We start from the raw sequence: 24,453 nt of genomic DNA on the forward strand, positions 1-24,453 counted from the left end.
TTAGTTGTTCACAAGGATCCGGGCTACGGTCTGAATATCGGCAAGCAATCCCGACGGTGGCTGGTCGAGATCGATCGTGTGCTGGTGAAGCACGACTCCCGCGTGTCTCACACGATGCGCACCATGCGGGGCGTTTCCCTTGGCATAGACAAGATGACCGTGCTGCAAGTTCAACGCCGTGCAGTAGGCCAACATTTGGTAGAGGTCCGCGTCGGGGAAGCCTTCAGGCTTCTCCACTTTGTACTTGGCATCTGCGACCGCCAGCGGCGTGCCGTCAGCTGCGTAGTGCACGAAGTCGGGAATCATGCGGATCGCCTGCGATTCGTCCAGGTAGTGTGTGGCCTGGAGCTTGCTGTACCCGCCCTGCTCGGCGAGTGCACCGCGCAGGGCGATAGTGATGAAATCCTCGAAAACGCTTGCCAGGTTGAACAGAAATCCGCGCACGGTGATCTCGCCTGGCCGATGCTCGACCGATGAGCCACGCAGCGTGAGTTCAGCGAGCCGCAATGCATGGTGGTAGCGCACGTTTAGTCGGCTCGGTTGCCAGCGTGGAAGCTGGTGACCTCGAGGTATCGGTGTCACGTCACCGAGACGCCGTTGTAGACGGGACAGCCGTCGGCGTGCATCCTCGGGAATGCCGCCGGGAAGACGTAACAGCACCCCGCAGGCGCTCCGCAGCAACCGGTTTTCAGCGATGTCGGTGGTGTGTTCGTCGTGGGTGATTTCCAGCGGGAGCCGTCGGCCGTGGTGTCCTCGGATCTGCTCGGCGTGCCGGACACGCCCACGCACGACCATTGCGGTCTCGTCGGTTTCCCGATAGCCCTTGAGCAAGCCCTGCTGCAATGCGGGCTCGGCTTCGTACAAGAAAATCCTGGCGAAGGCCGCAAGAACGTCGCGTTCCTGGTCCACCTGCACATGTTCGTTGCGCCATCCGCGAGGACTACGCCGGTAACCGAGGAGGAACAGCAGCCTGGGGATGGCAAGCTTCGGCGCGATCCGGATCGTGATCGGATCACCATCATCGGCCTGAACGGCAGCGACACCGACCTTGGATTTCGCCCGTACCAACCACTTTCCGGTATTCTTCGGATCTGGCGAGGCACTGACGACTCCGGAGCGGGCCAGCGCTCGGCCCGCGGTGTCGGCCAGTTCGATCGACAGCGCGGGAGCGTTTTCGGTCAGCTCGATGTCAGTCATTCGTCATCGGCCATTGGCGTGCGGGACCGATGTAGGGAGGCGATGCCGTACCGTTGCTCGATGTTCAGGCTTTCGCCGTAGTGGTGTTCCTCAAGCAACGGCAGGATCTTAGTGCGCCAGGTCCGTTCCAGACCTCCGTCACGGTAAACGCCTTTCTTCATCAGGTATGAGGGGCCGACCTGGAAGTCGGGGTCGCCGATGCGGGCATTGAGTGCGTCCAGCAGGTCGGCCGGTTCAGAGTCACGGCCTTCTCGTGCCAGCCAGCGGCGCAGCAGCCCACTGGTCGGCTCCGTCCGCGGGGACATTTCCATAAAGGAGAAGCGCCGCCGCATCGCCGCGTCGACCAGCGCGATGGAACGATCGGCGGTGTTCATAGTGCCGATGACGAACAGATTGGGCGGCAGCGCGAAATCCTCGCCGGAGTAGGTCAGCCGCACCGATCTATTGCGGTATTCCAGCAAGAAATACAGCTCGCCGAACACCTTCGCCAGGTTCGCCCGGTTGATCTCGTCGATGACCAGGAAATACGGGACGTGCCGGTTGCCCTCACGAGAGGCGAAGTCGGCGAGTTCGCGCAGCGGACCGGCGGCGATACGGAAGGCGACCTCACCGGTGTCCGGGTGCGGCTGTGGCCGGAAGCCCTCGAAGAAGTCCTCATAGGCATAGGACGGATGGAATTGCACGAGTTTGACGCGCTCCGTGCCGCCGGCGAGAAACTCGGCGAGCTTCAGCGCCAGATACGTTTTCCCGGTTCCGGGCGGGCCGTAGAAGATCAGCTGGCGATCGTCCCAGAGAAGGTCGCGAACCTCCCGCAACCAGGCGAGATCGTGGACCAGCAGCTCTTCGGTGAGTTCCGTGGTCGGAACGGAAAGTTCGAGTTCCCGGCGGGCGAGCACAGCCTGTTCCGCACTGCTGTCCGTAGGCGACTCGCGGACTTGTTCCTCCAGCTCTTCCACGGTCCGGCCGAGCCCTGCCACCACTCCCCCGACGGTGGTCAGATCGACGACGTCGTGCTGAATCGAGAGCTTCTGCTGCAGTTCCTCGGGCAGTTCCTCGTACGGGAAGCCGCAGGGACGCCAGGTGACCGCCCGACGGAGATTCGACCGCCCGCCATCAGAGACCAACTGCACGACATCACCGGTGACCTGACCGACGTAGAGCAGACCGTTGGAGATCGTGCACACTGTGTCATCGGGGCGCATCTTCCACAGGAACGAATGCAAGTCATCGACAAGCTGGACACGCTGGTTGTATGTGAAGGTCGAGCCGTAGCTGTCTTCCACGATCGCCCGCAGATCCACCTTGGCGACATTCGGCTCGACCTCCGGCAACTGGGTTGCGGGCAGGCTCACCAGACCGTCCGACAACCACAACCGCTGCACCAGGTCGTAACCGGCCACATTGGACCCGCGTACCAGCCAGGTCCGGGCCGAGCCGTACCAGGGGTAGTCCACGAATTCCCGCAGCGTCAGCCCATCCTCGGTCTGCCAGGCGGTGTAGGGCTCGGTGTTCTTACCGGTGACGATCACGGCTGCCTCCGAGGGCGAATTGCACGTGATGTCCTGGTTTGCTCCCAGGCAACCTGGATACGTGGTCGACTCGACGAGTCGACCATCGGCGATGAGATTCTCCCGGAACCGCTGTGCCGACGGTAAGTTCGCAGCGAAAGACGGCACCACCTCCCGCCGCACCGGCGAACCCGCGAGCACCTGGAAAAGCTGACTGCCGTTGTTGCCCTTCTCCTTGAGTAACCGGCCACGGGCAATGGGCCCGTTGTAGGGCAGCCGGATCTGGAACTCGGGGTATTCGTCAGGCATCAGGCGTTCTCCTTCGCCGGGTGGCGGGGGCCGTGGCCCGGCGGTGGCGTGAGGGTGGAGGTGTAGTTATCACCGTCGATCAGCGGGTTTTCCAGGGTGAGTCCCGCCTCGGCCATCCGGTCGTACTCGGCGAGGATAAGTTCCTTGGTGCGGTAGGTGCCGTACTTAGCCTCGTCCTTGCGTCTGACGATCGGGAATGTGTCGAGGATATAGTCGGTATCTTCGCGGGAGATTCCATAGAGGTGAAAGAACAGCGCGTCAAGCTCCGCCCGGATCACGACACGACGGTATTCGTCCCAACGGAACGGGTCGCCGAGGTCGCCGAGATCGCGAGCGAAAGGGGCCATATCGTGGGCAGTGTAAGTGAGTTCGAGGACCCGTGAGGCGATATAGGAGTCATGCTGGCTAAGATGAAACCGACTCAACACCGGAAACTGTTTAACGTAGAAGTACGTCATGGATGTCCCACCAACCTTCTGCCTCGCCACATAGTCGACACAGAAGCTCGACATGACTGCCAGCAGGTGAGTCTTATCTCGATTATTGCCAGCAAGAATAAGAGGAACTTTGTGACCTGTCGCCACCATCGGAATCGGGTACGGCGTAAAGGTTCTCTCATTTGTAACACTGGTTACATCCGAGAAACCAAGTAGCCAATCAGAGCCCAGACTGGGAATTTTTGAGGCTGAAACCCAATACGCCGGAACTCCAATGCGCGAGGGATCATCCTTCTCTTCTAAGCCGAGGTAGCTCGGCTGGTTCTGCCGCTTCCCAGCAGTAGCACTCTTCACAACGTCTGCCGCACGGTGGTCAAAGAAGTTCGCCATCATGCCTTGGTAGAGCGGCAGCATTCGCTCGTCACCCTTGGCAAAGACATTACCCGCGAGCTGCCAGCCGCCGGCCTCCAACTCCTCTCGAGTGTGGAATAGGTGCGAGTCGTTGGACATGTGGAACATCGTCATGAACGACACGCCCCATGGGTTTCTGTCGCTCTGGCCGTTTTCGTCGGGTTCTTTGATGAGAACAGGAACGCGGCCGTAGATGCCGAGGGTAATCTCGGCGTCTCGCCGGGAGCGGAACACCGGACAGGTACCGGTGTTGGGGTTGAGGAGCTGGATCTCCTCTTGCGTCAGCGCGAACGCTTTGTCGGCGTCGTTAAGTTCTGCCGGGTCGTGGAGGAAGAAGGCGAAGGTTGCTGCCGACTCACGAGCAACGTGGCCAACTAAAGACAGCGCGCAGAACTTCATACGCGAGTCTACCGCAGGAAATAGCCCGCTCCGGTTTTCGAAGTCATACAAGGCCGCCAAGGAACCGCTCCGGACCAGATCCTTGAAAAAATACTGTGTTGTGGCATCGGTGGCGATCCCAGTCGGAACAATCACACCCATGCGGCCGTGCGATCCGATCAACGCGCGGTCAGTCTCGGTGAAGAGCGCATAGGTATTGATGTCTCCTCGCCCGGTCAGCGGATAGCGGCCACCGTTGCGCAGGAAATGACTCTCGCCTTCGGCCTTGCGCTTGGCCTGCACGAACTCGCTGTACAGAGCAATTCGATCAGGGTCCTTCTTTAGCTTCGCGATCAGGCTCTTCCGTGCAGTCGCATTCCTCGCGGTTGCAATGGTTTCGTCGCGCTGCGCGAAGAACTCCTGTTCCTGCAGCTTAATCCGTTCCCACGGCGGGTTGCCGAGCACGCAGGAGAAGCCACCCGCCCAGCCGCTCTCCTCGTCCGCGCCGGTCTCTGGCACAGCGAACACATCGGGAAACTCCAAATGCCAGTGGAAAAACGCGTTCTGCTCCTTCAATCGGGCGATCTCGTCGTGTGTGTTCCCCGTCGCCGCGTCGGCTTCCGGGTCCTGGAGTTCGCGGAAGACCTTCTCCGTCACGGCCAGTGGCGCGTCGGAAGTCTTGCGCCACAGGAACGCAGCACACCACGCATCCGCCACGTGCACCGCATTCCGGTAGTCAGGTGCCTCGGTGAAGTCCTGGTACTCCGTCTGCTGGACACGTACCTCACCCAAGTTCTCCGCCGTTACCAGGGTGATTCGGCGTAAGCCGTCTGCGAATTCCATGTTGGAGAGCTTCATCCCGTCGTTCAGGTCGAACAGTCCGTACTGCCCCTCGCGCTCCTGTTTGTTCTGTTTCTCCAGGACCTTGGCGAACTTGTTGTCGTCGCCCTCGATCGGTTTGAACGCCGCGTCCGGAATGCCGCCCCGCAGGAGCGCCGGGGTCGCGCCGATCAGGGCGTTGCCGCACTTGACGTGGGCATCCAGAAAGCTCAGCGGCTTGCCCGATTCCATGGCCTCCAGCCACAGCGACACCTTGGCCAGTTCCACCGCCATCGGGTTGATGTCCACGCCGTAAATGCAGCGTGCAATAACCTCGTGTAGGGCGTGACGGACCGCACCCAGGGTGGGTTCCGGGTTGCCTTCGCGCACTGCCGCGACGCGTTTGGCGATGCGTCGGGCTGCGGCGACCAGGAAGTGTCCGGATCCGCAGGCGGGGTCGCACACTGTCAGGGACAGCAGCTCCCGGACGATCGGCTCAGTCGGGTCTACCAGCCCTGCGGCCGATGCCGCCTGTTCGGCGAGTTTGACCGAGGAATCGATTACCGGATCCAAAGTGGTGTCCAGTAGACAGTCGATCAGCGACGACGGTGTGTAGTAGGAGCCGGTGGTCTTTCGGTCGTTGCCCGCCAGTTCGACCAGCTCGAACGACCGGTCAGAGGCGCAGTACCGGGGAGTCAGTTCCAGCAGGGATTCGTAGATGGAACCCAGTTCTTCTGCGTCCAGGTGACGGTAGTCCACCGGACGGTTGCGGCGCGCGTCGGCGTCGCGGACCTGCGCCAGGTGCCGGATAGCCGCCAGTAGGTACTCGTTGGACAGCGACAACCCGCGCAGCGGCGCGTCGGCGGCGGTGTCGTCGAAGATGCCGCCAAGGCCGGGCAATGCCAGCTCCGGGCGGCCGTGCACGTCGCCGAGTGCGTCCAGCACGATCCGCAGCGCCCGATACAGGTCATCGTGCGAACTCCCCCGCCGTCGCAGGGCATGCTCCCGCAGCTTCGCGGTGGAGAAGTACCGCCGGTAGCGTTCCCGAGCCTGCTCGTGTGCCTCGCGTTCGGCCGCATCCGCCGGCCGAGGCGGGTGCAGTACGTCGCGGTCCTCGGCGACGAACACGAACAGCAGCCGGTACACCAGCCGCAGCAGGGCACTGTGCAGCGTGTTGACGTCGAGGTTCGCGCGCAGTTCGGTGTTGTCCGGGTGCCGGAGGAAACCCGTGCCCAGTGTGGTGATCGCGTGCTGCACGCCTTCCCGCAGCTGGTCCAGCGCGCGGGTGCCGGAGTTGATCGCCTCGACCCGCCACCGCTCCAGCCAGCACTTCGACGGCGGCTCCCCGTCGTCGACGGCAAACCGGGTAACGTGCAACAGTCGGTAGAGCAGCAGGAACTCGCTGAACAGCTCGCCGTCGAAGATCGCTTCCAGGTCGAACTCGACATACGAAGCGGTGGCCAGTGCGCTGGAGTCGCGCAGCAGTCGCAGCTGTCTGCCGTTGGTGACCACCGCCCACAGGTGGGATTCGGTGCGGTTGAGGCATTCCTGCACCAGTGACTGTGGCGGCACCCTTCCCGCGCCGCCTGGTCGCTTGTCCAGCGCGTGCTGCCATGCGGTGAGGTGGATCGGCACGTGGTTCCAGCGGTGGCTGACCGGGAACGTCTTCGTGTCGTCATCGGCCGGGATACCGGCCGCGCCGACCGCGGTGAGTTCACCGAAACCCAGCTCGGTGAACAGCGGGAGCAGCCACTGCGTGATCGCCAGGCCGGTGGGGTCGGCCGGGGTGTCGGATTCCGATGCGCGGGGCAGGTTTTCGCGTAACTCCGCCCAGATCGACTTGAGATAGTCCCAGTGTCGTTCGGCCTCGTCGCTGACCGAACGCCTGCCGACGATCTTATATTCGGCGGATTTGGCTCCGCTGACGTCTTTGCCTTCGGCGACGCGCGCCAGCATGTCGACCGGCAGGAGGCCGCCGATGGTGTGCACGGCCGAGAAAACCTGGTGGTGGGTGACAGCGGACATCAGGCGGCTCCTCCCGAGACCGGCAGGTACACGTAGGCGCCGAGGATGTCGGCGGGTTTCTGGGCGGTCACGCTCACGCCGCGCACGATCTCGCCCGCCGAGCGTCGGACCCTACGATGCGCGGCGAGCAGTTCCGCGGCCAGCTCGTCGCCGTAGGACTCCAGACGCGCTGTGGTGGCGTTGAGTCCGTCCAGCACGCGCCGCACGGTGCGCTCACCGAACGCGGCGTCGGTGTTCGCATCTGCCGTCAGATCCAGCAGCGCCAAGGCGTCCTCCGGTGAGAGCCACATCGCGGAAGCCGGAGGGCCCTGGAAAGCCAGCAGGCGGGCGTCTTCGGCGACGAGCTGCCGCTGGGCGGTGCGGGATGGCAGAGTGAGGTGGAAGCGGTAGCGGACCAGTAACAACGTCGTGCGGGTCGTGACCCCGCTGGTGCGAATCACGCCGCAGCGGCAGGCCGGGCGCGGGCCCTGGGCCTTGTCGTCCAGTGCCGCGTTGAGGACATATCCGGCGAGTGCCCCGACAGCCGGATCGGTGCGGACCAGGGCGACCTCGCCGCGGGCTACCGCCGCCGTGTCCCGGAAGGCGACCTTGCCGTCGGCTTCCACCGAGTCGCCGCCGAGGATCGGGGCGAGTGCGTCACGCAGGCCGGACGGGGTGCCGCTGAGGTCGGCGGTGAAATCGCCGGTGCCGTCCTCGCGCAGTACCGCGTTGAGTGAGTTCAGGGCGTGTCTGGCGAAGCCGCGGATCTCGGCGGCCCGGCCCAGCGTGTCCCGCACCGCGGCGACCTCGCGGGCCACCTCCTCTGGGTGTATCGAGCGTTGCGCGAACTTCGACTGCGACACCTTTTCCCGCTCGGCGGCCGATTTCCAGTCCGCCGCCGTCTGTTCCGCTTTGGTCTCCACTGTGTCGACCTCGAACAGGGTGGCCTGCTCGGGGTTTCGCTGGCGCAGCAGCAGCCATTCCACGATCGCGTCGGTCACGCCGGTGGAGGCCTCGTCTGGGACCGACACCGAAATCCCCAGGTCTTTCTTGATCTGGCGGTGTTTTTTGATCAGGACTTCCAGAACCTTGCCGTCGATGCCGTTGTCGCTGCCGTACAGCGTGATCACGCGGACGATGTCGCGTTTCTGGCCATACCGGTCGACGCGGCCTTCCCTCTGGTCGTGGCGGGAAGGGTTCCAGGCGAGGTCGTAGTGCACAACGGAGTCGAAGTAGTGCTGCAGGTTCACGCCTTCCGACAGGCAGTCGGTGGCCACCAGCACGCGGCGTGCCGCGGGGTTCTCGCCCGCTTCGGAGGCCAGTTCCTCGATGCGCTGTACCCGTTGCTGTGGGGACAGTTTGCCGGTCACGTCCTTGATGACAGTGCGTTTGCCGAGTTTGCCGTCGAGCTGCTCCTTGAGGTATTCGGCGGTGGGGATGTAGCGGCAGAAGACAATCGGGTGGTAGCCGTCGGCCAGCAGCGCCTTGAGGTGCTTAATCAGTGCGGTGAGCTTGTGGTCGTCTGCGGTACCGGCCAGCGCCTCCGCACGCTCGGCGAGTTCGGCCAGCCGGCTGCCGGTGCGTTCGGTTTCCGCGCCCGGCGCGACATCCAGGCCTTCCAGGGCATCGCTGTCGGCGGCATCTTTGCTCAGCGGGGCACCGAGCCGGTCGGCTTCCTCCGGGGTGGTCGCTTCGGCGGACGCCGAACGGGTCTGCAGGGTCTGCGCGGCAGCCTTCGGGGACGACACCAGGGAACGCAGCAGCGCGATGGCCGACCACCACGCGATCCGGGCCTCTCGTCGCCCGTTCGCCGCGGCCACCCGCTCGCCGGCATACGCCACCGCGTCATCCAGTAAGGCCCGGTAGTCCGGGGAGAGTTTGTAGGTTTCGTCCTTGAAATGGCGGTCGCCGGGGAATTCGGTGTCCTCGCGCAGGCTGTCGTCGGCCAGGCCGTCCTCTTTGCTGAGGAACCGCCGCACGTCGGCGCGTTTGCGGTGCACGAAGTGCTCGGCAAGCATGCGTCGTCCCGCGTTGGATTCCAGGTCCACCGACGCCAGCTCAGGGCGAATCAAGCCCAGTAGCACACGAAAGGAGCTTTCCTTGCCACTGTGTGGGGTAGCGGTCACCAGGAGCAGGTGCCGTTCGGTGTCGCTGGAGATGCGCTCCAGCAGTTCGTGCCGTAGCTGGTTCTGGGTGGAGGCGCGGCCGCCGGCAGCGACACAGGTGTGTGCCTCGTCGACAATCACCAGGTCGGGGCAGTGTCTGATGAAATCGTCGCGGTGCAGGGTGGACTTGATGAAATCAGTGGAGACCACGACATGCGGGTGCTTGTCGAACAAGGACTGGCCCAGGCTGAGATCGCGCTCTAGTTTGGACACCGTGGAGGACAGCACGAGTTCCGCGTCGATGCCGAACTTGGTGCGCAATTCCTGCTGCCATTGCTCGGCCAGTGCCGGTGAGCACAGGACCGCAAGGCCCCGCGCGCTGCCCTGGGCCAGCAGCTCACTGGCGATCAGCCCGGCCTCAACGGTCTTGCCGATGCCCACATCATCGGAAATCAGCATCCGCACGACCCGTTGCCGCAGTGCCATCATCAACGGCACCAGCTGGTAGGCGCGGGGTTCTACGGCGATTCCGGCCAGCGAACGGAACGGTCCTGCGCCGGAACGGAATCCTATCCGCAGCGCGGAGCGCAGCAGCCCGGCGGCCAGCGCGTCGCCAAGATCGTCGGCCGAGGGGCGGGCGAATTCGGCGGGCTGTACGTCCTCAAAGGACGGAAACACGGCGGCGATGTCCTCGTCCGCACCGCCCAGCGGGCGCAGCACCAGCATGTCCGCTGCGCTTTCCGGCAATACCACCCAGTCGCGCCCGCGTGCGGCGACCAGCGAACCAGCGGTGAATGCGATTGTCATCGAACCTCGTCTTGTCCTCGTCAGGCGCCCGCGATGGGCCCGAAGTAGCGCTGGAAATCGGTCACGATGGCCGCCCAGTCGGCGTCATGCGGGAACCGCACGACATCCCACCCCACGTCGATCAGGCGATCCTCGGCCTGTGCATCACGTTGGGCCACGGCGGTGTGTTCATGCACCGGACCGTCCACGAACACCGCGAGGTTCACACCAGGCAGCCGGTAGATATAGTCGGGACGAGCCAGTGCCTCCGGGATGAAGGTCTGGGCCTCATCCGGCAAGCACAGGCCGTGTTCCTTCAGGAACGTGATCAGCCTGCCCTCCAGCGCGGTGTCGGACTGCTCGGTCAGCCGCACCAGTTGCTGGGACCGTGTCTCGCCCCTGCCTGCCGTCAGTACCGTCGCCTCCGACAGCCTCACCAGCAGGCCGCTCACCGTATGGCGGTCGATCAAGGCGTGGTTGAGCTGATTGCCGTAAGTGAGCAGGCATTCGTAGCAGCCGCGAGCGCAGGGCCGATCCGGGTGCGCGCCACCGAGGTCGGTGCCATCGGGTGCGAAATGGCAGATCTCCAACGCCTGCAAGGCGGCCGCACGCAACGCCTCGGGGTCCGACTGCAGGCGCCGCAGCACGCCAGCGCCACCCTCGGCCGCCTCGGTGAACAGCATCCGATCCCGATCGCCTTCGTCCGGTGGCAGCAGTTCGCTGGTCAGTTCGGAATCCTCCAGTTCGAAGGCAGTCTCGATGCCGCGCTCCAGCGCGTACATCAGCGACAGCGCAACGGATTCCGGTAATGCCCTGGCGAGCTTGAGGACCAGCACGTTGCGGCGATCCTCCACATACGGGGTCACACGTAGCTTCCGCTGTTTCTCGGTGCCGTCCGCGCCGACTACGGGCATCTCGCTGGAATCCCCGGATGCCTCGGCCGCGACGCTCTCGGTCATCCACTCCCCGGTGACGGGATTGAGCCAGAACCCTTCCGGCTCGTCCTCGGCGGCCCGCAACCTGCCGACATTGGTGATCCGCACGGTCGCCGAATCGCCGTAGCTGACCGTGGCCAGCTCGCCCTGCTCGTCGGTGGCCGTCGCGTCCCTGCGGCCAGGCCGGGCACCATGGTCGTGGAAGCGATAGGAGGTCACCAGCCGGAAGCCGGCCCGGCGGCGCTCCTCCTCATCAGCCGAGATCCGTTCTCGCACCTGGGTGTAGACGGTGTGCAGTTGCAGGAGCTTGTTGGTCGGTGCGGGCAGCGGCTCCCCGCACATCCGGCAGCGGTCGTCGCGATCCTGCACATCGTGGTGATATCCGCAGGCCGCGCAGCGCTTCGCGCTGGTGGTCACCACATCACCGGCGGAATCCGGTGGCAGCTGGATGCGGTTGACCTGATATCGCGCGCCTTCGTGGTAGATCAGCGCGCCAGGGCCGAACTCGCGGATCGCCAGAAACCGGGGCCGCTGCAGATAATCGCCGTCGGCGCGGCGGCTCCTGGTGGTGGAAACGTACGCGGCGAGGGGCAACCGGGGGAACGAATAGCCCGGCAGGAAACCCTCACTGGCCAGGTACCGGTACGGGTTGAAGTCCGACAGGACGGATCTGCTTTCCACACTTTCATTTTTGAGCAGGTCCAGCTGTGTTTCCGCTTCTTTCCTGCGTTTCTCGGCGGCCTTGCGGTCCCGGTCGCTGATGGTATGGTCGAGGCGCCGCCGGTTCTGTTCTGCCTGATCCGCCATGGCCGCGCGCAGCAATTGACGCCACCGGTCAAAAGCCCGGTCGAACTCGCCGGCGGCACCTCGCACCGCGTCCTCGATCCACGTGTCGTGCCACCACGTCGACTGACCGAACTCATCCAAAAGTTCCGCGAACACCTCCCGCGCCGCCAGCACCGACCGACGCTGCGTGCCAGGGTCCTGAATGGCCTCGGAGACTTGACTGTGCAGCGACAGTTTCGGATCCGGCCGCCGGGCGTCTTCGTCATAGGAAACATCGATGATCTCGGGGATCGCCGTACCAAGCTTTAATCCCGACTCGGCCAGCCAGATGGCCTGCACGTGCGAACGCACCAGGTCCTCATTGGCCAGATCTAGCCGAGGCGGGGTGACCGCACCCGCGACCATCCGGTCTGAGTGACGGAAGTAGTACTGGTCGTGGCTGTTTCCGGTGGCACAGTAGGTGGTCACCAACGCGGGCTGGCCGGAACGGCCCGCACGGCCGCTGCGTTGTGCGTAATTTGCCGGTGTTGGCGGCACATTGCGCATCATCACAGCATTGAGCTCGGCGATGTCCACACCAAGCTCCATCGTCGGCGAGCAGTACAGAAGCTTCAGCGCGCCGTCGCGGAACTGCTGTTCGCGCTGTTCCCGCGTCTGCGGGTCGACCTGGGCGGTGTGTTCCCTCGCGCTCAGACTCGCCAGCGACTCCGCCTCCCGCCGGTACAGGTCGCGGAAAAACGTGTTGACCCGCGGGCCTTCTCCACTGGCATAGGTGCGGCTCAACGGATCGTGCACGCCCTGTTCACCCCGGCCCGCGCACCAGATCAGCGTGCTCGCCTTGATGCGGTATCCAGTGATCGCCGGGCCGGTCGCACGCCGGGCTCGGGCATGTTGCGGGGTCGTCTCGACCTCGGCCAGCAAACCCGCCTTGGCCAGCACCGTCAGCAGATCCGCGATGATGTGCTGTGTGTCCTCGGCTGCGAGCCCCTTGAAATGCACGCGCCGCAGGTATTTTCCGAACTTGCCCCGGCCGGACAAAAACAGCCCGGACCGGTCCATACCCGGCCGGGACGGCCGCGGATACGCCGTACCGACCTGGGGCCGGTCGGTCAGCGAAAGAACCCATGGGTCGACCAAGCGTTCCTCACTAGCCCGGCGCAGACCGTCGAAATCGTCCCGGAAGTACTGCACATCGATGGCCAGTGCGCGGCGCATCTCGTCTAGCAACGCCCGCATGATCTCCCGGCGCCGGCCTGGTTCGGCCTCCCGAAGCTCCGGCTGCGCCTTAGCCCACATGTCGTCGTTCTCGGCAAGCCAATCCAAGTCCTCATAGTGGATCTCAAGCAAGCCGGTTTGTTCCAGATTGGGCATGGTGACCCGCCACCCGCGCTGAAGATCCAGATACAGCCGGAAGGCAACGACATCGCGCAGCGTCCGGGCAGCGTTGCGTACGAGCGATGGGGCAAGGCTCGCGCTGCCGGCGAAATCGGCCACCCCGATACCTAGTTCGTTGGTGACGTGCGAAGCGAGCTCCTCGTGCCGCAGCCCATCGGAGCCCGCCTGTTTCGCCGCCCGGTACAGCGCGGCGCGCAGTTGCGTGACCTGCACGAAATCGTTGAAATGCCCAGCTTGCAGGGAGGCGTCCTGCCGGTTGTCGACAAAAGTGAGCAGCTTGCGGGCCTTCTCCCCCAGCGCTTCCGGCGGCTCCGCTCGCAGGGACCGCACGATCGACGACGACACCAGTGAGGTCGCCGAGGAACGCCCTTCCTGGGAAAACGTGGCCAGTTTCGCGAAGTCACGGCCCCTGATCTGTTCGTAGCTCACACCGCAGTGCATGCAGAACCCGAACGGGGCAGGAATGAACGCGGCCTGCAGCTCGCCACTTCCCTGGACCCCGTGGGGGTCGACAGTGATCGCCACCGGGAGTCGTCTGCGATAAGTGTCCTTGACCTGTTCATTGCCGTGACCGTCGAGTTCCAGCCAGGATTCGGGTAATCGGCGGTCTGCGATGGCCGCCTCGGTACTGCTCGGCCAGGGGCGCTCCGGTCCGATGTAGAGGTAGCCGTCGCCCTGCTTGCCACCGGTCGCGGCGGTGTCAGGTCGTGCCTCGTAAACCGTCTGACCGCCCTTGTCCCGGCGCCAGACCGTCAGGTACTCCTGTCCGCACTCCCGGCAAAACGCCAGTGGAAGCAAGAGCTTTCCGCCAGAATCCGGCTGCACGAGCTGATAAACGCGGGTGAGGTAACGAGTTTCGGGTGCCTCCAGCGTGACGTAGACGGTATCACCTTTGGACAAGAACTGGTGCAACCGAAACGCGAACAGCGGACGCCCGGTCACCGGATGCCGCGCTTGCGAACCGGCTTCGAGCGTCCCCCGGATCGCCGCCGCGCATCTTTCCGCGGAAACGCCGCTGGAATCAGCGAAGTCCGCCGCGGCATCCTCGATTTTCGCCGGACGCTGCCGGATCAGCCGTCCGGTGCCTTCCTCGGTCGCCAGGCCGAAGCGGGTTTCGATCCACTGCGCCAACGGATCGGCCATCAGCTCCCGGTAGCCACGCGGAGAGTCCGCCTGAAGCCGGTCAGCGGGCACCGTGTCCGGGGCCGGGTCGGTGGCGCGCACCAGGGTTTCGCCGATGACATGCTCCGGGTGCACCGTCGTGCCGAACAAGGTCGTCGCCACATCCGCCACGACCTCGCGCTGATCGGCGAACGAACCGGCGCTGGACATCGTCGCCGACGTGCCCACGCACTGCAGGCCATCGGCCTGACACGCCTGGCGGACCCGGCGGATCAGCAGCGCGACATCCGCTCCCTGCCTGCCGCGATACGTGTGCAACTCGTCGAAAACAAGGAACTCCAGCCCTGTTGCCATCCGGATCAGCGAACGCCGGTCGCCGGGCCGGGTCAGCATCAGCTCCAGCATCACGTAGTTGGTCAGCAGGATGTCCGGCGGATTGTTGCGGATCGCCCTGCGGGTTTCGTCGCTTTCCTGCCCTGTGTAGCGAGCGAACGTGACCTTCTCCCGGCCCTCGCCGTAGCCATCCTGGAGATATTTCTTGAGCTCGTTGAGCTGGCTGTTGGCCAGCGCGTTCATCGGGTATACGATGATCGCCCGCACCCGCTTGGCCGGATCCAGACCTTCCGCGGCACGGGATTTGAGCACCGAGTCGACGATCGGCACGATGTAAGATAGCGATTTCCCGGAGCCAGTTCCCGTGGTGAGCACGTAGGACTCGCCGGACTGCGCGACCTCGATCGCCTCACGCTGGTGGCGGTGGAAGGTCAGCGGTCGCCCATCGCACACCGTGCCGCCCTCTGTCTTCCCGGTCTGGAAGATGTGCGCGCACTCGTCGTGCAACACGCCTTCCTCGGCCAGTTCGAGGACTGTGCCGCCGGAGGCGAACAACGGGTTCAACGACAGCCAAGGGGCCGGCCACTGCGACTTCGCATCGAGGTCGTCCTTGACGAACGCCGCGATGCGGTCATCGCGGATGGTCGTCCCGCCCTCGGTGAACGCCCGGTAATCCTCGACAAGCTGGTGATGCACCTTGAAGACATCCATGCCGGACGCGGCGGGCGGCCTGGTGGTGTCCATGGCTGCCGAGTCGTCATCCGGCTCGACCAGGCCGGCCACCGGTGTGAAGGCTTCCCAGCCAGGAAGCGGCTGCGCGCCCTCGGCCAACGGCACCAGTGCATCGCGGACCGCGATCGCATCAACGGGCCGATCGGCCGGATCTTTGCGCAGCAGATCCCCGATCAACCGCACCAAGTCCTTTGGAACGTCGGAGCGCAACCTAAGCAGCGGCGGCGGATTCTCATCCCGGTGCTTGCGCCCGAGCTCGTGTGCGGACTCGCTGTGAAACGGCGGCACACCGGCGAGCAGCTCAAACAACACGCAACCGAGGGCGTACAGATCCGCCGCTGGCCCCACCGCCGATCCCTCGAACTGCTCAGGCGCCATATAGCGAGCGGTGCCCACGGTGACGCCGGAGCTTGTGATCTGCGGACCGGTGTCGTCGACGATCCGCCCCATACCGAAGTCGAGCACCTTGACCACACCATCGCGCAACACCATCACGTTGGACGGCTTGAGATCCCGGTGAACCACTTTCACGTCGTGCGCGGCGGCCAGCCCGGCGGCGATCTGCGCGCCTAACCCAGCCACCCAGGCAACCGGCAGCTGCGGAATCTCGGAGGCCAGGTCATGCAGCGAGCGACCATCAAGGAACTCCATCGCCAGATACGGCAACCCCGAGTCGTCCACACCGCCGGCGACGATGCGCGGCAGATTGCGGTGGTCCAGTCGACGCATAATCTGCAGCTCGCGGCCGAAGCGTTCGGCGAGCTTGGCGTCCAGACCATCGAGCCACGCACCGGTGCGCGAACGGAGAATCAGCTTCACCGCGACGACGCGGTCAGTGTCGGCGGTATCCCTGTCGATGTCCGCAGCGCGGTGAACCTCGCCCATGTTGCCCTTGCCGATGGGCCCAAGCAGCCGAAACCGGCCAGCGACGATCTCCGGTTCCGCCGACACGTCGTCCCCCTCCAACGCTACGACCGACACGATCGGTTCACCGTGCACCGATACAGTGAACGACTCGATCGCGCACAGTACACCAAGTTTTATTCGCAACACACAAAGAGTGCGGCTTACGTCCGGCCAAAGCAATGAACGGTTTGGGCTACCCGTTGGCGTTGGTCATATTGGGTGAAACTTTGTCAAATTGCTGACCCGGATGCCGCTCAACCACTCGAGCCACGGGGATGGGACTCTTCACGGCGTTCGACCCAAGTGGCAGGGCGGGCGCCGGAAACGGGTAACGCCGATTACCTATTCTTGCGGCATCCCAGTAGGCGAACCCGAAGCCGCCTCCCGGTAGCTGTACGTGCCGAGAAATACGTCCGTGCGGGTCAACAGCTTTCGGCACATGACCAGTCACCGTCCGACATGATCACGTCTTGTGCTGATCCGCTTCGCCTACCTCGCTGTCACCCACGCCTTCGCCACGCTACGACTCTTGCCGATGACTGACCACGAGAAGGACGTCGAGATCCTGGCCCTACGCCATCAACTCACCGTCCTGCAGCGACAACTCGGCGACCAACGCCACGACTGCGGCAGGACAGAGCATTCTTCGCAGCGCTCCTCCACAGTGCTGCAGTGACATCGTGACTTGGTGAAACACCGCCACGCCCGCGCCAGCATGAACCGAGGACCGGGGCCGTCCACGCACTCTCGCCTCGATCCAATGCCTCGTCCTGCACCTAACAGCCGAGAACCCTCCTGGGGATACAGGCGAATCCACGGCGAACTCGCCCTCCTCGGTATCAAGATCGTTCCCTCGACGGTCTGGGAAATCCTCAAAATCAGTGGCGTCGATCCGTCTCCGCAACGGACGACCATCACCTGGGCCAGCTTCCTACGCTCCCAAGCCGAGGCCATCCTGGCCATGGACTTCATCACGCCAACCGACGCGTCCACATCCTCGGAACCACCGCGCACCCACAAATGCCTGGGTGACACAAGCCATCCGCAACCTGCTCATGGACCTCGAGGACGCCGGAAACCTCGCGCAGGTCAGGGTCCTCATCCGTGACCGCGACCCTCTCGGCGGGGGGTCATCCACGAATACCAACATGCCGCCTGAACTGCATGGACGTAGTTTTCGGCACGCACACCGGTATTCACCACCGAACCCGACCGGAGCTCCGCGGTCGCCACCGGATCTGAAGCGATGGCGCACGGCGGCGGCGACGGCCGAAGCGGCCACCGTCCCATCGGGACGTCGGCGCCGCAGGGCGCAGGCTGCGTCCGCCTTCCCTCCCGCGTAATGTCACCGAACGAACCGTCAGGGCCCGCGATCGGCGTGCAGCCGGTCGCCACGACTCCCCAGCACGACCCGCGTACCGAGGAGCTGGACCCGGTGGGTTGGACGCGACGAAGTGGACAGGATGTCCGCGCGGGGACTTCGTGGCCCACCACGCCGATTCAGCCGAACTGACACCCCGACGAACTGCGCCGGAGGAATCGCTCAACGGCGCATGTCTTGCGAATGGATTCCCACGAGACGCCGCTGAAGACGGCCCAATCGGACCGTCCTCAGCACACGCCAGGTCGTTCCCTATCCCGCGTCAACGATTCCCTGCGGGGAGCCACCCGTCGGAACAGCGCAGGTCGACGGACTGGTAACCGTCGTACCAGCCAACAGCCGAGCGGGTTCCTCAATGTCGACAACTTCGAAGGACTCCGCTTCGAGTGCGCCCAGCTCGTCAGAAAGCATGGGGAATCTCCAATCGATTTATGGTGGATTCCTATTTAGGCTACCGGGCCTCACATCAGGGTGTCAATGTTCCCGCGAAGTGCAATTGACCCAACGCAACGCATAGCAAAAACCGCTGGACACATGGGCGTCACATCGCCACCATGCGCAGGAGGCCCTCCATCTCGGCCAACGCGGCCTTGTTGCCGAGTCGGAGGTATACCCCCGTTACGTTCAGCACCACCTCGTCCACACCGGCGATGACGAATTCCGCCAAACGGTCGAGTATTTCGGTCCGATCGCCGAACACGAAAGCGCCACCCTCGACGAGCCCGGCAGCACCCTTCCGCGGTTCATCGGGATCTGTGTCGATTCCGGCACGGCGCAGCATCTCGGTGTAGTGCGGCAATGCCAGGTGCACGCCATTGCTCGCTAATGCCAACTCCACCGCATCACGGGCGTCGCCTGCCAACGCCACCGGCACCATCGCGACGACCCGTGGTGCCGTACGATCGGCCGCTGCCGCTCCCGCGCGCAGCTCGGGCAGCAGAACTTCGCGGATGTAGGAGGCGGGGGTCAGCCAGGTGATCGCGACATCAGCCAGTTCACCGGCCAATCGCGCCATTCTCGGACGGAGCACACCGAGGCCGAGTTGGATCTCCGGATGCACGACGTGAGGGAGTACGGCCCGGCAGTGGAAATACTCGCCGGCAACGTCGGAACTACCCGTCCGGATCAGCTGCCGTACGATCGTCAGGTACTCGCGGGTCGCCGTCAACGGGCTCCGGTACGGCGCTCCGAGCACGGCCCGTTGCACGTCCGCCGCCCCCGGCCCAAACCCCGCCACGACCGAGTGGCCGAGCAGCACGGCCGCCGACTGCGCTTGCAGCGCGGCTTCGTAGGGGTGCCGGTACGGCATCACCGAGACGCCGGTCCCCACCGGAGTGCGAAAGCCGTTGGCCGCGGCGAACACGAACGCCTGGTACGGGTCGCCCACCGGTGTTTGCCCCAGCCACAGGCGTCCACCCGACCGCTGGGCCAGCGCTGCGTACGGCAGGACCTGATTCGGGCGCAGCGGCCACTGCGGCAGAAGCGCCGAGTAGGAGGTCATCGCCCACCCCTTCCCGATTCTCCGTCCCATGTGCACACCTGGCCGCGCCCTCGCTCAGCCGGGAAAGCACTCCTCGATCGCTCGGCGCAACACGTACGACAGGTAGTTCTCCGAAGCCACCGAAACACCGAGCCGGTTGTTCGTCATGTGGACATAACTCCGCGCGAGGTGCGAGAGCGCGCGCTCCCCGTCACCGCCCGCCGACGACTGGACGCCGTGCCCTGTTGCCGGGCAGCTCAGCAACCCGTCGTCGGCCGCGCACGCCAGGCGGTCCCGCAGATCGGCGCTGTGCCGCAACCAGTCCCGCACGAACTCCGGCAGGTTTCCCGACTGACCGTCAGCGACTGCGGCGTGGATCAGGTACACCCGCGACCTCAGCCGAGCCGACATGTCCTGATAGGCCTGCTCGTACCGCTCGTACTCGGAACCGAACATCCCCTCCCACGACTTCAGGTAGTCCGCGAAGAAGTTCGCGGTGCGCTCCGGGCTGCCCATGAACGCGTACGCCATCGCCAGCATCAGCTGGGTGGCGAGCCCGAGCAGCACGCTGCGAACGTGCACGTTGTTCGATCGGAGCAGCTCCACAACCACGTCGCTCGACCGTTCCGCATGCCATTCCGCGAGTTCCAACCCGCGAGGTCCGCCGTAGCGTTCCACCTCGGGCACATACTCGAAGTAGTCGAGCGTGTTGTACTCGTTCTGCGGCATGCGGCCATCGGCACCGTATCGCCGCACCCACTGCTCCGGCGAGAATTCCAGCAGGAACCGCTGTTGGTACTGATCGTCACTCAGGTCCCGTTCGGGCGCGTAGACCGACGGCTCGCGGTCGAGAAACCCGCGGACTTCGGTTTCGACGATCTCGCACACCTCGGCCAGCCTTTCGAAGTCGGGGCGGACCCGCAGGCGCAGATGCGAGCCTTCCAGCCAGTGGCGCACGAAGAAGTAGCCCGAGATCAGCCCGTCCCGGCGCAGCCTCGTCGCCAACTGCGCGACGCACTGGGTCAACAAAGGCGTGCGATCGTACGCGTAGTAGATGTGCGCCGAGAGCCAGTCGCCCGGCTTCAGCTCACTCGGCGAGCAGCGGTCGCAATTCAGTGGAGTCGTGCCCATCACGCCGTTCCCTTCCGCATCCCGGTGACCTCGATGCACAGCTCTCCGACGTAGCCGTTCTCGCCGTCGGTCAGCCACGATTCGTCCTGCACCGGAAGCATTTCCGTCATCCACACCGGGTCAGTCGCCGTGCGGACGTCGTGGGCGAACGACATCATGGACAGCACGCTGTCCGCACTGACGTACTGGGGTTTTTCGGCGACTCGGGCTCGTGACCCGCCGACCCGCGTCGGCACGGAGTAGAACAGCTGCGGCGGCAACCGGTGCTCGCGCCACCACCGGCGCCAGTCCAACAACCAGTCCGCGAGCTCGCGGTCCCACTCGGGCAGCCCTTCGGGCGGCACCGACCACCCGCGCCGTTGCAGGACGACGTTGTGGTAACGAACCCGAGGGTGTTCCTCCAGCCCACCGGTTCGGCGGCGCGTCGTCCATTGCCGGAAGTTCAGGTTCGGCATCATCGTGCAGGACAGCGCGAGCAACGTGCGCTGCACCTCCGGGAGCGCCACCGGCATCAGTGAACCGAGGTACACGGGGATGACGCGCAGCCCCAAACGCCTCGAGTGCAGCCGCAGCTCGTCGACATCCGGATCATCGACCAAGACCAGGTCGTCGATCGGCAGCTGCTCCTCGGGTGGACGGAAGCTGATCTCGGCGGGCCCGACGACCTGGTACGGCGTCAGCGGGGCGTGCCAGCTCAAATTGGACGCGTCGTAGCCGCCGGTGAGCTCCGCGAACACCGCCGAATCGGGCTGCAGCCCCTCGGCGTGCTCACGCAACCGGTCGGCCACCCGGTGGCCGGTCGCACGCTCCAGCGGGTAGCTGAACCTGCCGATCGGCATGCCCAAACCGGTGTAGGCGAAGTTCAGCGCGGCGAGCCAATCATCGTCGCGCCGGGCCAGCTGCAGGAAGTAGCTCGCCGGCAGCACGCTGGGCATCACGTCCGCAAGCGACTCGCGGACGCGGTTCAGCAGATCGTCGTCGACGCACACCTCGGAGTTCCCGTCCGACAGATCCCGGCACCGCGCACCCAGTTCCGCGGCGAATGCGCCACGTGCGCTCCGCAGGGAGGCCAGCTCGTGATGGGAGAACGGACTGGTGCCATCCGCATCGGCGACGTCGCGTTTCCGGTAGGACGCCATCCAGCTCGAACACCGTCGTTGGAACTCATGGGCGAACCCCGTGATGTCGTCGCAACGACCACCACGCCCGTGCCGATCGCGAAAATATCCCTTGGCCAGGACGCGGTCCAGGACCAGCGGATCGAATGCCGGTAGCACGGTGGTGAGGCGTTCGAGTTGGGGCAGCAGCTCCGCTTTCCACCAGTCGTTTCCGGCGGTGGCGACTTCGGTCGAGACGCTGTCCTCGTAGAACACCGTGCGGAGCTCGCCCGGTCTCGCCCGGCCCAGTTCGCGTTGCGCCTGGCGGGCGTGGTCGTTCGCCTCCGCCGCGAGCTCGGTGCGCTGCGCCGAGGTCGCCGATTCGTACTGCTTGGCGCACGCCGCGAGGCGCTCGATCCGCTCGCGCAGTTCGGCGGCCCGTGCCGAACGCAGCTTCCCGATGCGGTGGGCGAAGTCCTTGGCGGGGTCGGGCGAGCACGGATCGAGCCGCAGCTCGGCCGAGACGAGCAGCCCCAGTTCGAGCAGTCGATCGGCGTATGCCGCGAGCCGATCTCGCGGACGTCCCGCCGGATCCGCCAGGTGCAACCGCTCCGTCAACGCCGCCAGTGTGATCCCGGTTTCCTGCGGGACGATTCCGATGATCTCGTCCAGCACCTCACCGCGGGGCACCGAGAACTCGACCTCCTCCAGCAGCCCCACGGTGGGGGCAGTGGGATCGGAGTTGTACCCGTACTGCCGGCGGACATAACCAATCCTGGCGCCGTCGACCCGCCACCCCGGCGTGAGCCGCACCGGTAAGGCCCGGCGAAGCTCGTCCGACAGCATCATGGCCTGGGTGACGGAACCGAGTCCCACGAGGTTGAACGCCACGCTGTTCTGGAATTCCGTTGCATCGACGTCCAGGGCGAGGACCTCGCCTCCGTCGACGAAGCGGCCGAGGCAGACCCTCGTGAAGGTGCTGAACGGGCTCGTCTTGAACGCCGATCGGTACACGTAGTTCACCAGGGAGCGTTCGGCGCCGCGCAGCCGCTTGGGCAACGGCTCGTCGACCGACGCGTCGAGATACCGCGGGAGCACACGTTCCAGCAGCGGCGCACCGAGTTGGATCCCTTGTCGCAGTCGCGGGTCACCACCGATTCGGCGAAGATGCTGCCGAGCCCTACGGAGGTCCTCGCACACCACATCAGTTCCACCGGTCAGCACACGTTCGTATTCCTCGCGAAGCGAAACCCAGGAGCTCAACTGGTTCCGGACACCGGACTCCAGCATGTCAGCCACGTCCACGACGCGATCCCGGGCGGGAAGCCGCAGGTTGTGCACATCTCGTCGCAGGGCCAGCAATCGACGGCGCCGGCCTGCTCCGTCCGCTCCGGCAACCGCGGAACCCAGCGCCTCGGCCAAATCAGCCTTGGTGCTCTCCAAGCGCTGTTCCAAGTCGAGGACGTGGTCCAGCCATTCGGTTGAACGCGACGAGTTCAGCGGTTCGACGTCCTGGGTGGACAATCCGGCTACCCGGACGAGGAAGTAGGGCGACGGTGTGAACGCGTAGGGCGGTGAGCTTGCCGGCATCAGAGGTTCACCTCGCTGGCACGGTCGGGGCCGATCAGCGAGCTGGACAGGTCGGCTTCACCTGCCCGTTCGTGGCCGACCATCAGAAGCAACATCGGCCAGCTGTCGGTTCCGGACAGCCCGATGCCGGATGCCAGTGCCGCGTTGTCGAACCCGAGGACCGCACCGCAGCCAACGCCCAGTGCCGCGGCGGCCAGGTAGATGTTCTGCGCCACTGCGCCGATTTCGGCGTTCAGCAACCGGTAGGCACGCGCTCCGCCTGCCTCGATGAACGGGTGCGGGCGCGCCACGATCGCCAGCAACGCGGCGGCTTGCTCGAGGTTGTAGTTGGACAAGGCGTAGTACTGCTGGAAACCCGATGCGGCTCCCCGCCCGCACAGCGAGTGGTCGGCCGCGATGTAGTCGTACACACCGGGTGGGATGGTGTCCACGTGCTGGGCGACGGTGACGATCCGAGTCATCCGAGAACCGGGCGAACGAAGCTCCGGGTGCAGCTCCAGATGCCGATCGGCCACCGCGAGCAGCGCGGCCAGGTGGGTGTGGCGCAACGGCGGGCTCGCGGCGAACCGCCCGAAGCTGGACTTCCTGTTTTGGAGCACGGCCGCCAGATCGACGTCGAGCCGCTCGTGGTCGACACCCGGCAACGCGAGCCTGGCCGCAGCCTGAGGTGTTGACTCCACCGCAGCTGCGTCGAGGACTTTCGACTCCGGTGCCCGCTCTTCGATCAAGGCCGCGCGATGAACCCGCTCCACCCTGGGCCAGCGAACCACGCTCTTCGACCGCTCCACTTCGGGCGCGCGTACTTCAGGCGCGCTCTTCGGCGCCTGTTGCTCGGGTTCGACCGGCATCGGCACCACGGCGAACACGCTCTCCGCTGCCGGATCCAGTCCGAGCAGCTTGTCGAGTGCTGTTTCCGCGAACCACATCCGCGGTCGCAGCGCCACCCCGTTGGCCGCTGCGAGGGAGTGCCAAGTCGCCAGCAGGCAGCCCACGTCCATCGTGACGGAGTGGTAGCAGAAGTCGGCGTATTTGAACGAGTTCTTCCACAACTTGACAGTCACGAGCAGGTACTCGCCCGCGTCCGCGGAACGGTCGGCGACCGCTTCCCACACCTGATGGGTCGCGTCACCGAGCGCTATCCGATTCATCGCGTGGTGCGGTGGCGAGTAGTGGTAGATCCCCGGCAGGCCGGAGCCGCTCGTCCCGCGGACCCAGTAGATCTCGCACGGGTACAGCCCACCACCTGCCGCGCTGCCGCGTGCCCAGACCGCGCTGGGATAAGGGATTTGCCCGTACTGCTGCGGATTTCCCGTGATCCTCAGCCGACGGCCGACCAGCCCGTAGGAGTACTGCAGCATGGTCGACAGCAGACCGGTGGTCCAGCTCCCCGGCACGTCGGAGGGCTCGGTGAAGAGCGCCCTGCCCAACGAGCCGAGCCGGTGCGACCGCGGAGCCGGCAATGCGAACCGTGGAGCGCGGTCGTACACCTTGTGCTGCCACGGATGGTCCCCCCAGTCCGGTTCGAACCCGTCCGGGAACATCGGCGCGCGGTGCAGCACGTCATCCAGGTACTGGGCGACGACGCTCACGAACCCTCCTCGCTGTCAGGCT

At 65.1% G+C, this 24,453-nt stretch carries 10 protein-coding genes; 1 reads left to right on the plus strand and 9 read right to left on the minus strand.

Annotated features, from left to right (window positions below; genetic code table 11):
- Genes AC07EQ_RS09020 through AC07EQ_RS09040 form a run of 5 tightly spaced genes read right to left on the minus strand, consistent with a single transcriptional unit; the run spans nucleotide 1 to nucleotide 16,256 of the window.
- Entirely contained in the window at nucleotides 1–1,197 is a 1,197-nt protein-coding gene (locus AC07EQ_RS09020; RefSeq protein WP_478387473.1) for an McrC family protein, read from the minus strand.
- The gene (locus AC07EQ_RS09025) at nucleotides 1,194–3,014 is read right to left on the minus strand and encodes a DUF4357 domain-containing protein (RefSeq protein WP_478387474.1); all 1,821 of its coding nucleotides are present in this window, start codon (nucleotides 3,012–3,014) and stop codon (nucleotides 1,194–1,196) included. Before AC07EQ_RS09025 ends, AC07EQ_RS09020 begins: the two co-directional genes overlap by 4 nt.
- A complete protein-coding gene (locus tag AC07EQ_RS09030; RefSeq protein ID WP_478387475.1) occupies nucleotides 3,014–7,084 on the minus strand; it encodes an Eco57I restriction-modification methylase domain-containing protein in 4,071 nt (1,356 codons plus the stop codon). Before AC07EQ_RS09030 ends, AC07EQ_RS09025 begins: the two co-directional genes overlap by 1 nt.
- A complete protein-coding gene (locus AC07EQ_RS09035; protein ID WP_478387476.1) occupies nucleotides 7,084–9,975 on the minus strand; it encodes a helicase-related protein in 2,892 nt (963 codons plus the stop codon). The genes AC07EQ_RS09030 and AC07EQ_RS09035 overlap by 1 nt, the downstream gene beginning before the upstream one ends.
- 20 nt (nucleotides 9,976–9,995) lie before the next feature.
- Nucleotides 9,996–16,256 carry a protein kinase domain-containing protein gene (locus tag AC07EQ_RS09040; RefSeq protein ID WP_478387477.1) on the minus strand — a complete coding sequence of 2,087 codons (6,261 nt, stop codon included), beginning with the start codon at nucleotides 16,254–16,256 and terminating at the stop codon, nucleotides 9,996–9,998.
- A gap of 442 nt (nucleotides 16,257–16,698) precedes the next feature.
- Between AC07EQ_RS09040 and AC07EQ_RS09045 the strand changes: the two genes are divergently transcribed.
- A complete protein-coding gene (locus AC07EQ_RS09045; RefSeq protein WP_478387478.1) occupies nucleotides 16,699–16,839 on the plus strand; it encodes a hypothetical protein in 141 nt (46 codons plus the stop codon).
- A 1,246-nt stretch (nucleotides 16,840–18,085) separates the two neighbouring features.
- Here the strand turns inward: AC07EQ_RS09045 and AC07EQ_RS09050 are convergent.
- The 4 genes from AC07EQ_RS09050 to AC07EQ_RS09065 are packed head-to-tail and all read right to left on the minus strand — an operon-like array spanning nucleotide 18,086 to nucleotide 24,431.
- Nucleotides 18,086–19,045 carry an LLM class flavin-dependent oxidoreductase gene (locus tag AC07EQ_RS09050; protein ID WP_478387479.1) on the minus strand — a complete coding sequence of 320 codons (960 nt, stop codon included), beginning with the start codon at nucleotides 19,043–19,045 and terminating at the stop codon, nucleotides 18,086–18,088.
- 54 nt (nucleotides 19,046–19,099) lie between these two features.
- Nucleotides 19,100–20,155 carry a lantibiotic dehydratase C-terminal domain-containing protein gene (locus AC07EQ_RS09055; RefSeq protein WP_478387480.1) on the minus strand — a complete coding sequence of 352 codons (1,056 nt, stop codon included), beginning with the start codon at nucleotides 20,153–20,155 and terminating at the stop codon, nucleotides 19,100–19,102.
- Complete coding sequence (locus tag AC07EQ_RS09060; protein ID WP_478387481.1) at nucleotides 20,155–22,842, minus strand: lantibiotic dehydratase; 2,688 nt, start codon at nucleotides 22,840–22,842, stop codon at nucleotides 20,155–20,157. Before AC07EQ_RS09060 ends, AC07EQ_RS09055 begins: the two co-directional genes overlap by 1 nt.
- Entirely contained in the window at nucleotides 22,842–24,431 is a 1,590-nt protein-coding gene (locus AC07EQ_RS09065; protein ID WP_478387482.1) for a nitroreductase family protein, read from the minus strand. The genes AC07EQ_RS09060 and AC07EQ_RS09065 overlap by 1 nt, the downstream gene beginning before the upstream one ends.
- Between the last annotated feature and the right edge of the window lie 22 nt (nucleotides 24,432–24,453).

The sequence above is a fragment of the Saccharopolyspora sp. NPDC045839 genome (assembly GCF_056431645.1).

Excerpts from the sequence above, each read along its gene's own strand:
- AC07EQ_RS09020 (WP_478387473.1), bottom strand. The coding sequence starts at position 1,197 with ATGACTGACATCGAGCTGACCGAAAACGCTCCCGCGCTGTCGATCGAA.
- AC07EQ_RS09025 (WP_478387474.1), bottom strand. The coding sequence starts at position 3,014 with ATGCCTGACGAATACCCCGAGTTCCAGATCCGGCTGCCCTACAACGGG.
- AC07EQ_RS09030 (WP_478387475.1), bottom strand. The coding sequence starts at position 7,084 with ATGTCCGCTGTCACCCACCACCAGGTTTTCTCGGCCGTGCACACCATC.
- AC07EQ_RS09035 (WP_478387476.1), bottom strand. The coding sequence starts at position 9,975 with ATGACAATCGCATTCACCGCTGGTTCGCTGGTCGCCGCACGCGGGCGC.
- AC07EQ_RS09045 (WP_478387478.1), top strand. The coding sequence starts at position 16,699 with ATGACTGACCACGAGAAGGACGTCGAGATCCTGGCCCTACGCCATCAA.
- AC07EQ_RS09050 (WP_478387479.1), bottom strand. The coding sequence starts at position 19,045 with ATGACCTCCTACTCGGCGCTTCTGCCGCAGTGGCCGCTGCGCCCGAAT.
- AC07EQ_RS09055 (WP_478387480.1), bottom strand. The coding sequence starts at position 20,155 with ATGGGCACGACTCCACTGAATTGCGACCGCTGCTCGCCGAGTGAGCTG.
- AC07EQ_RS09060 (WP_478387481.1), bottom strand. The coding sequence starts at position 22,842 with ATGCCGGCAAGCTCACCGCCCTACGCGTTCACACCGTCGCCCTACTTC.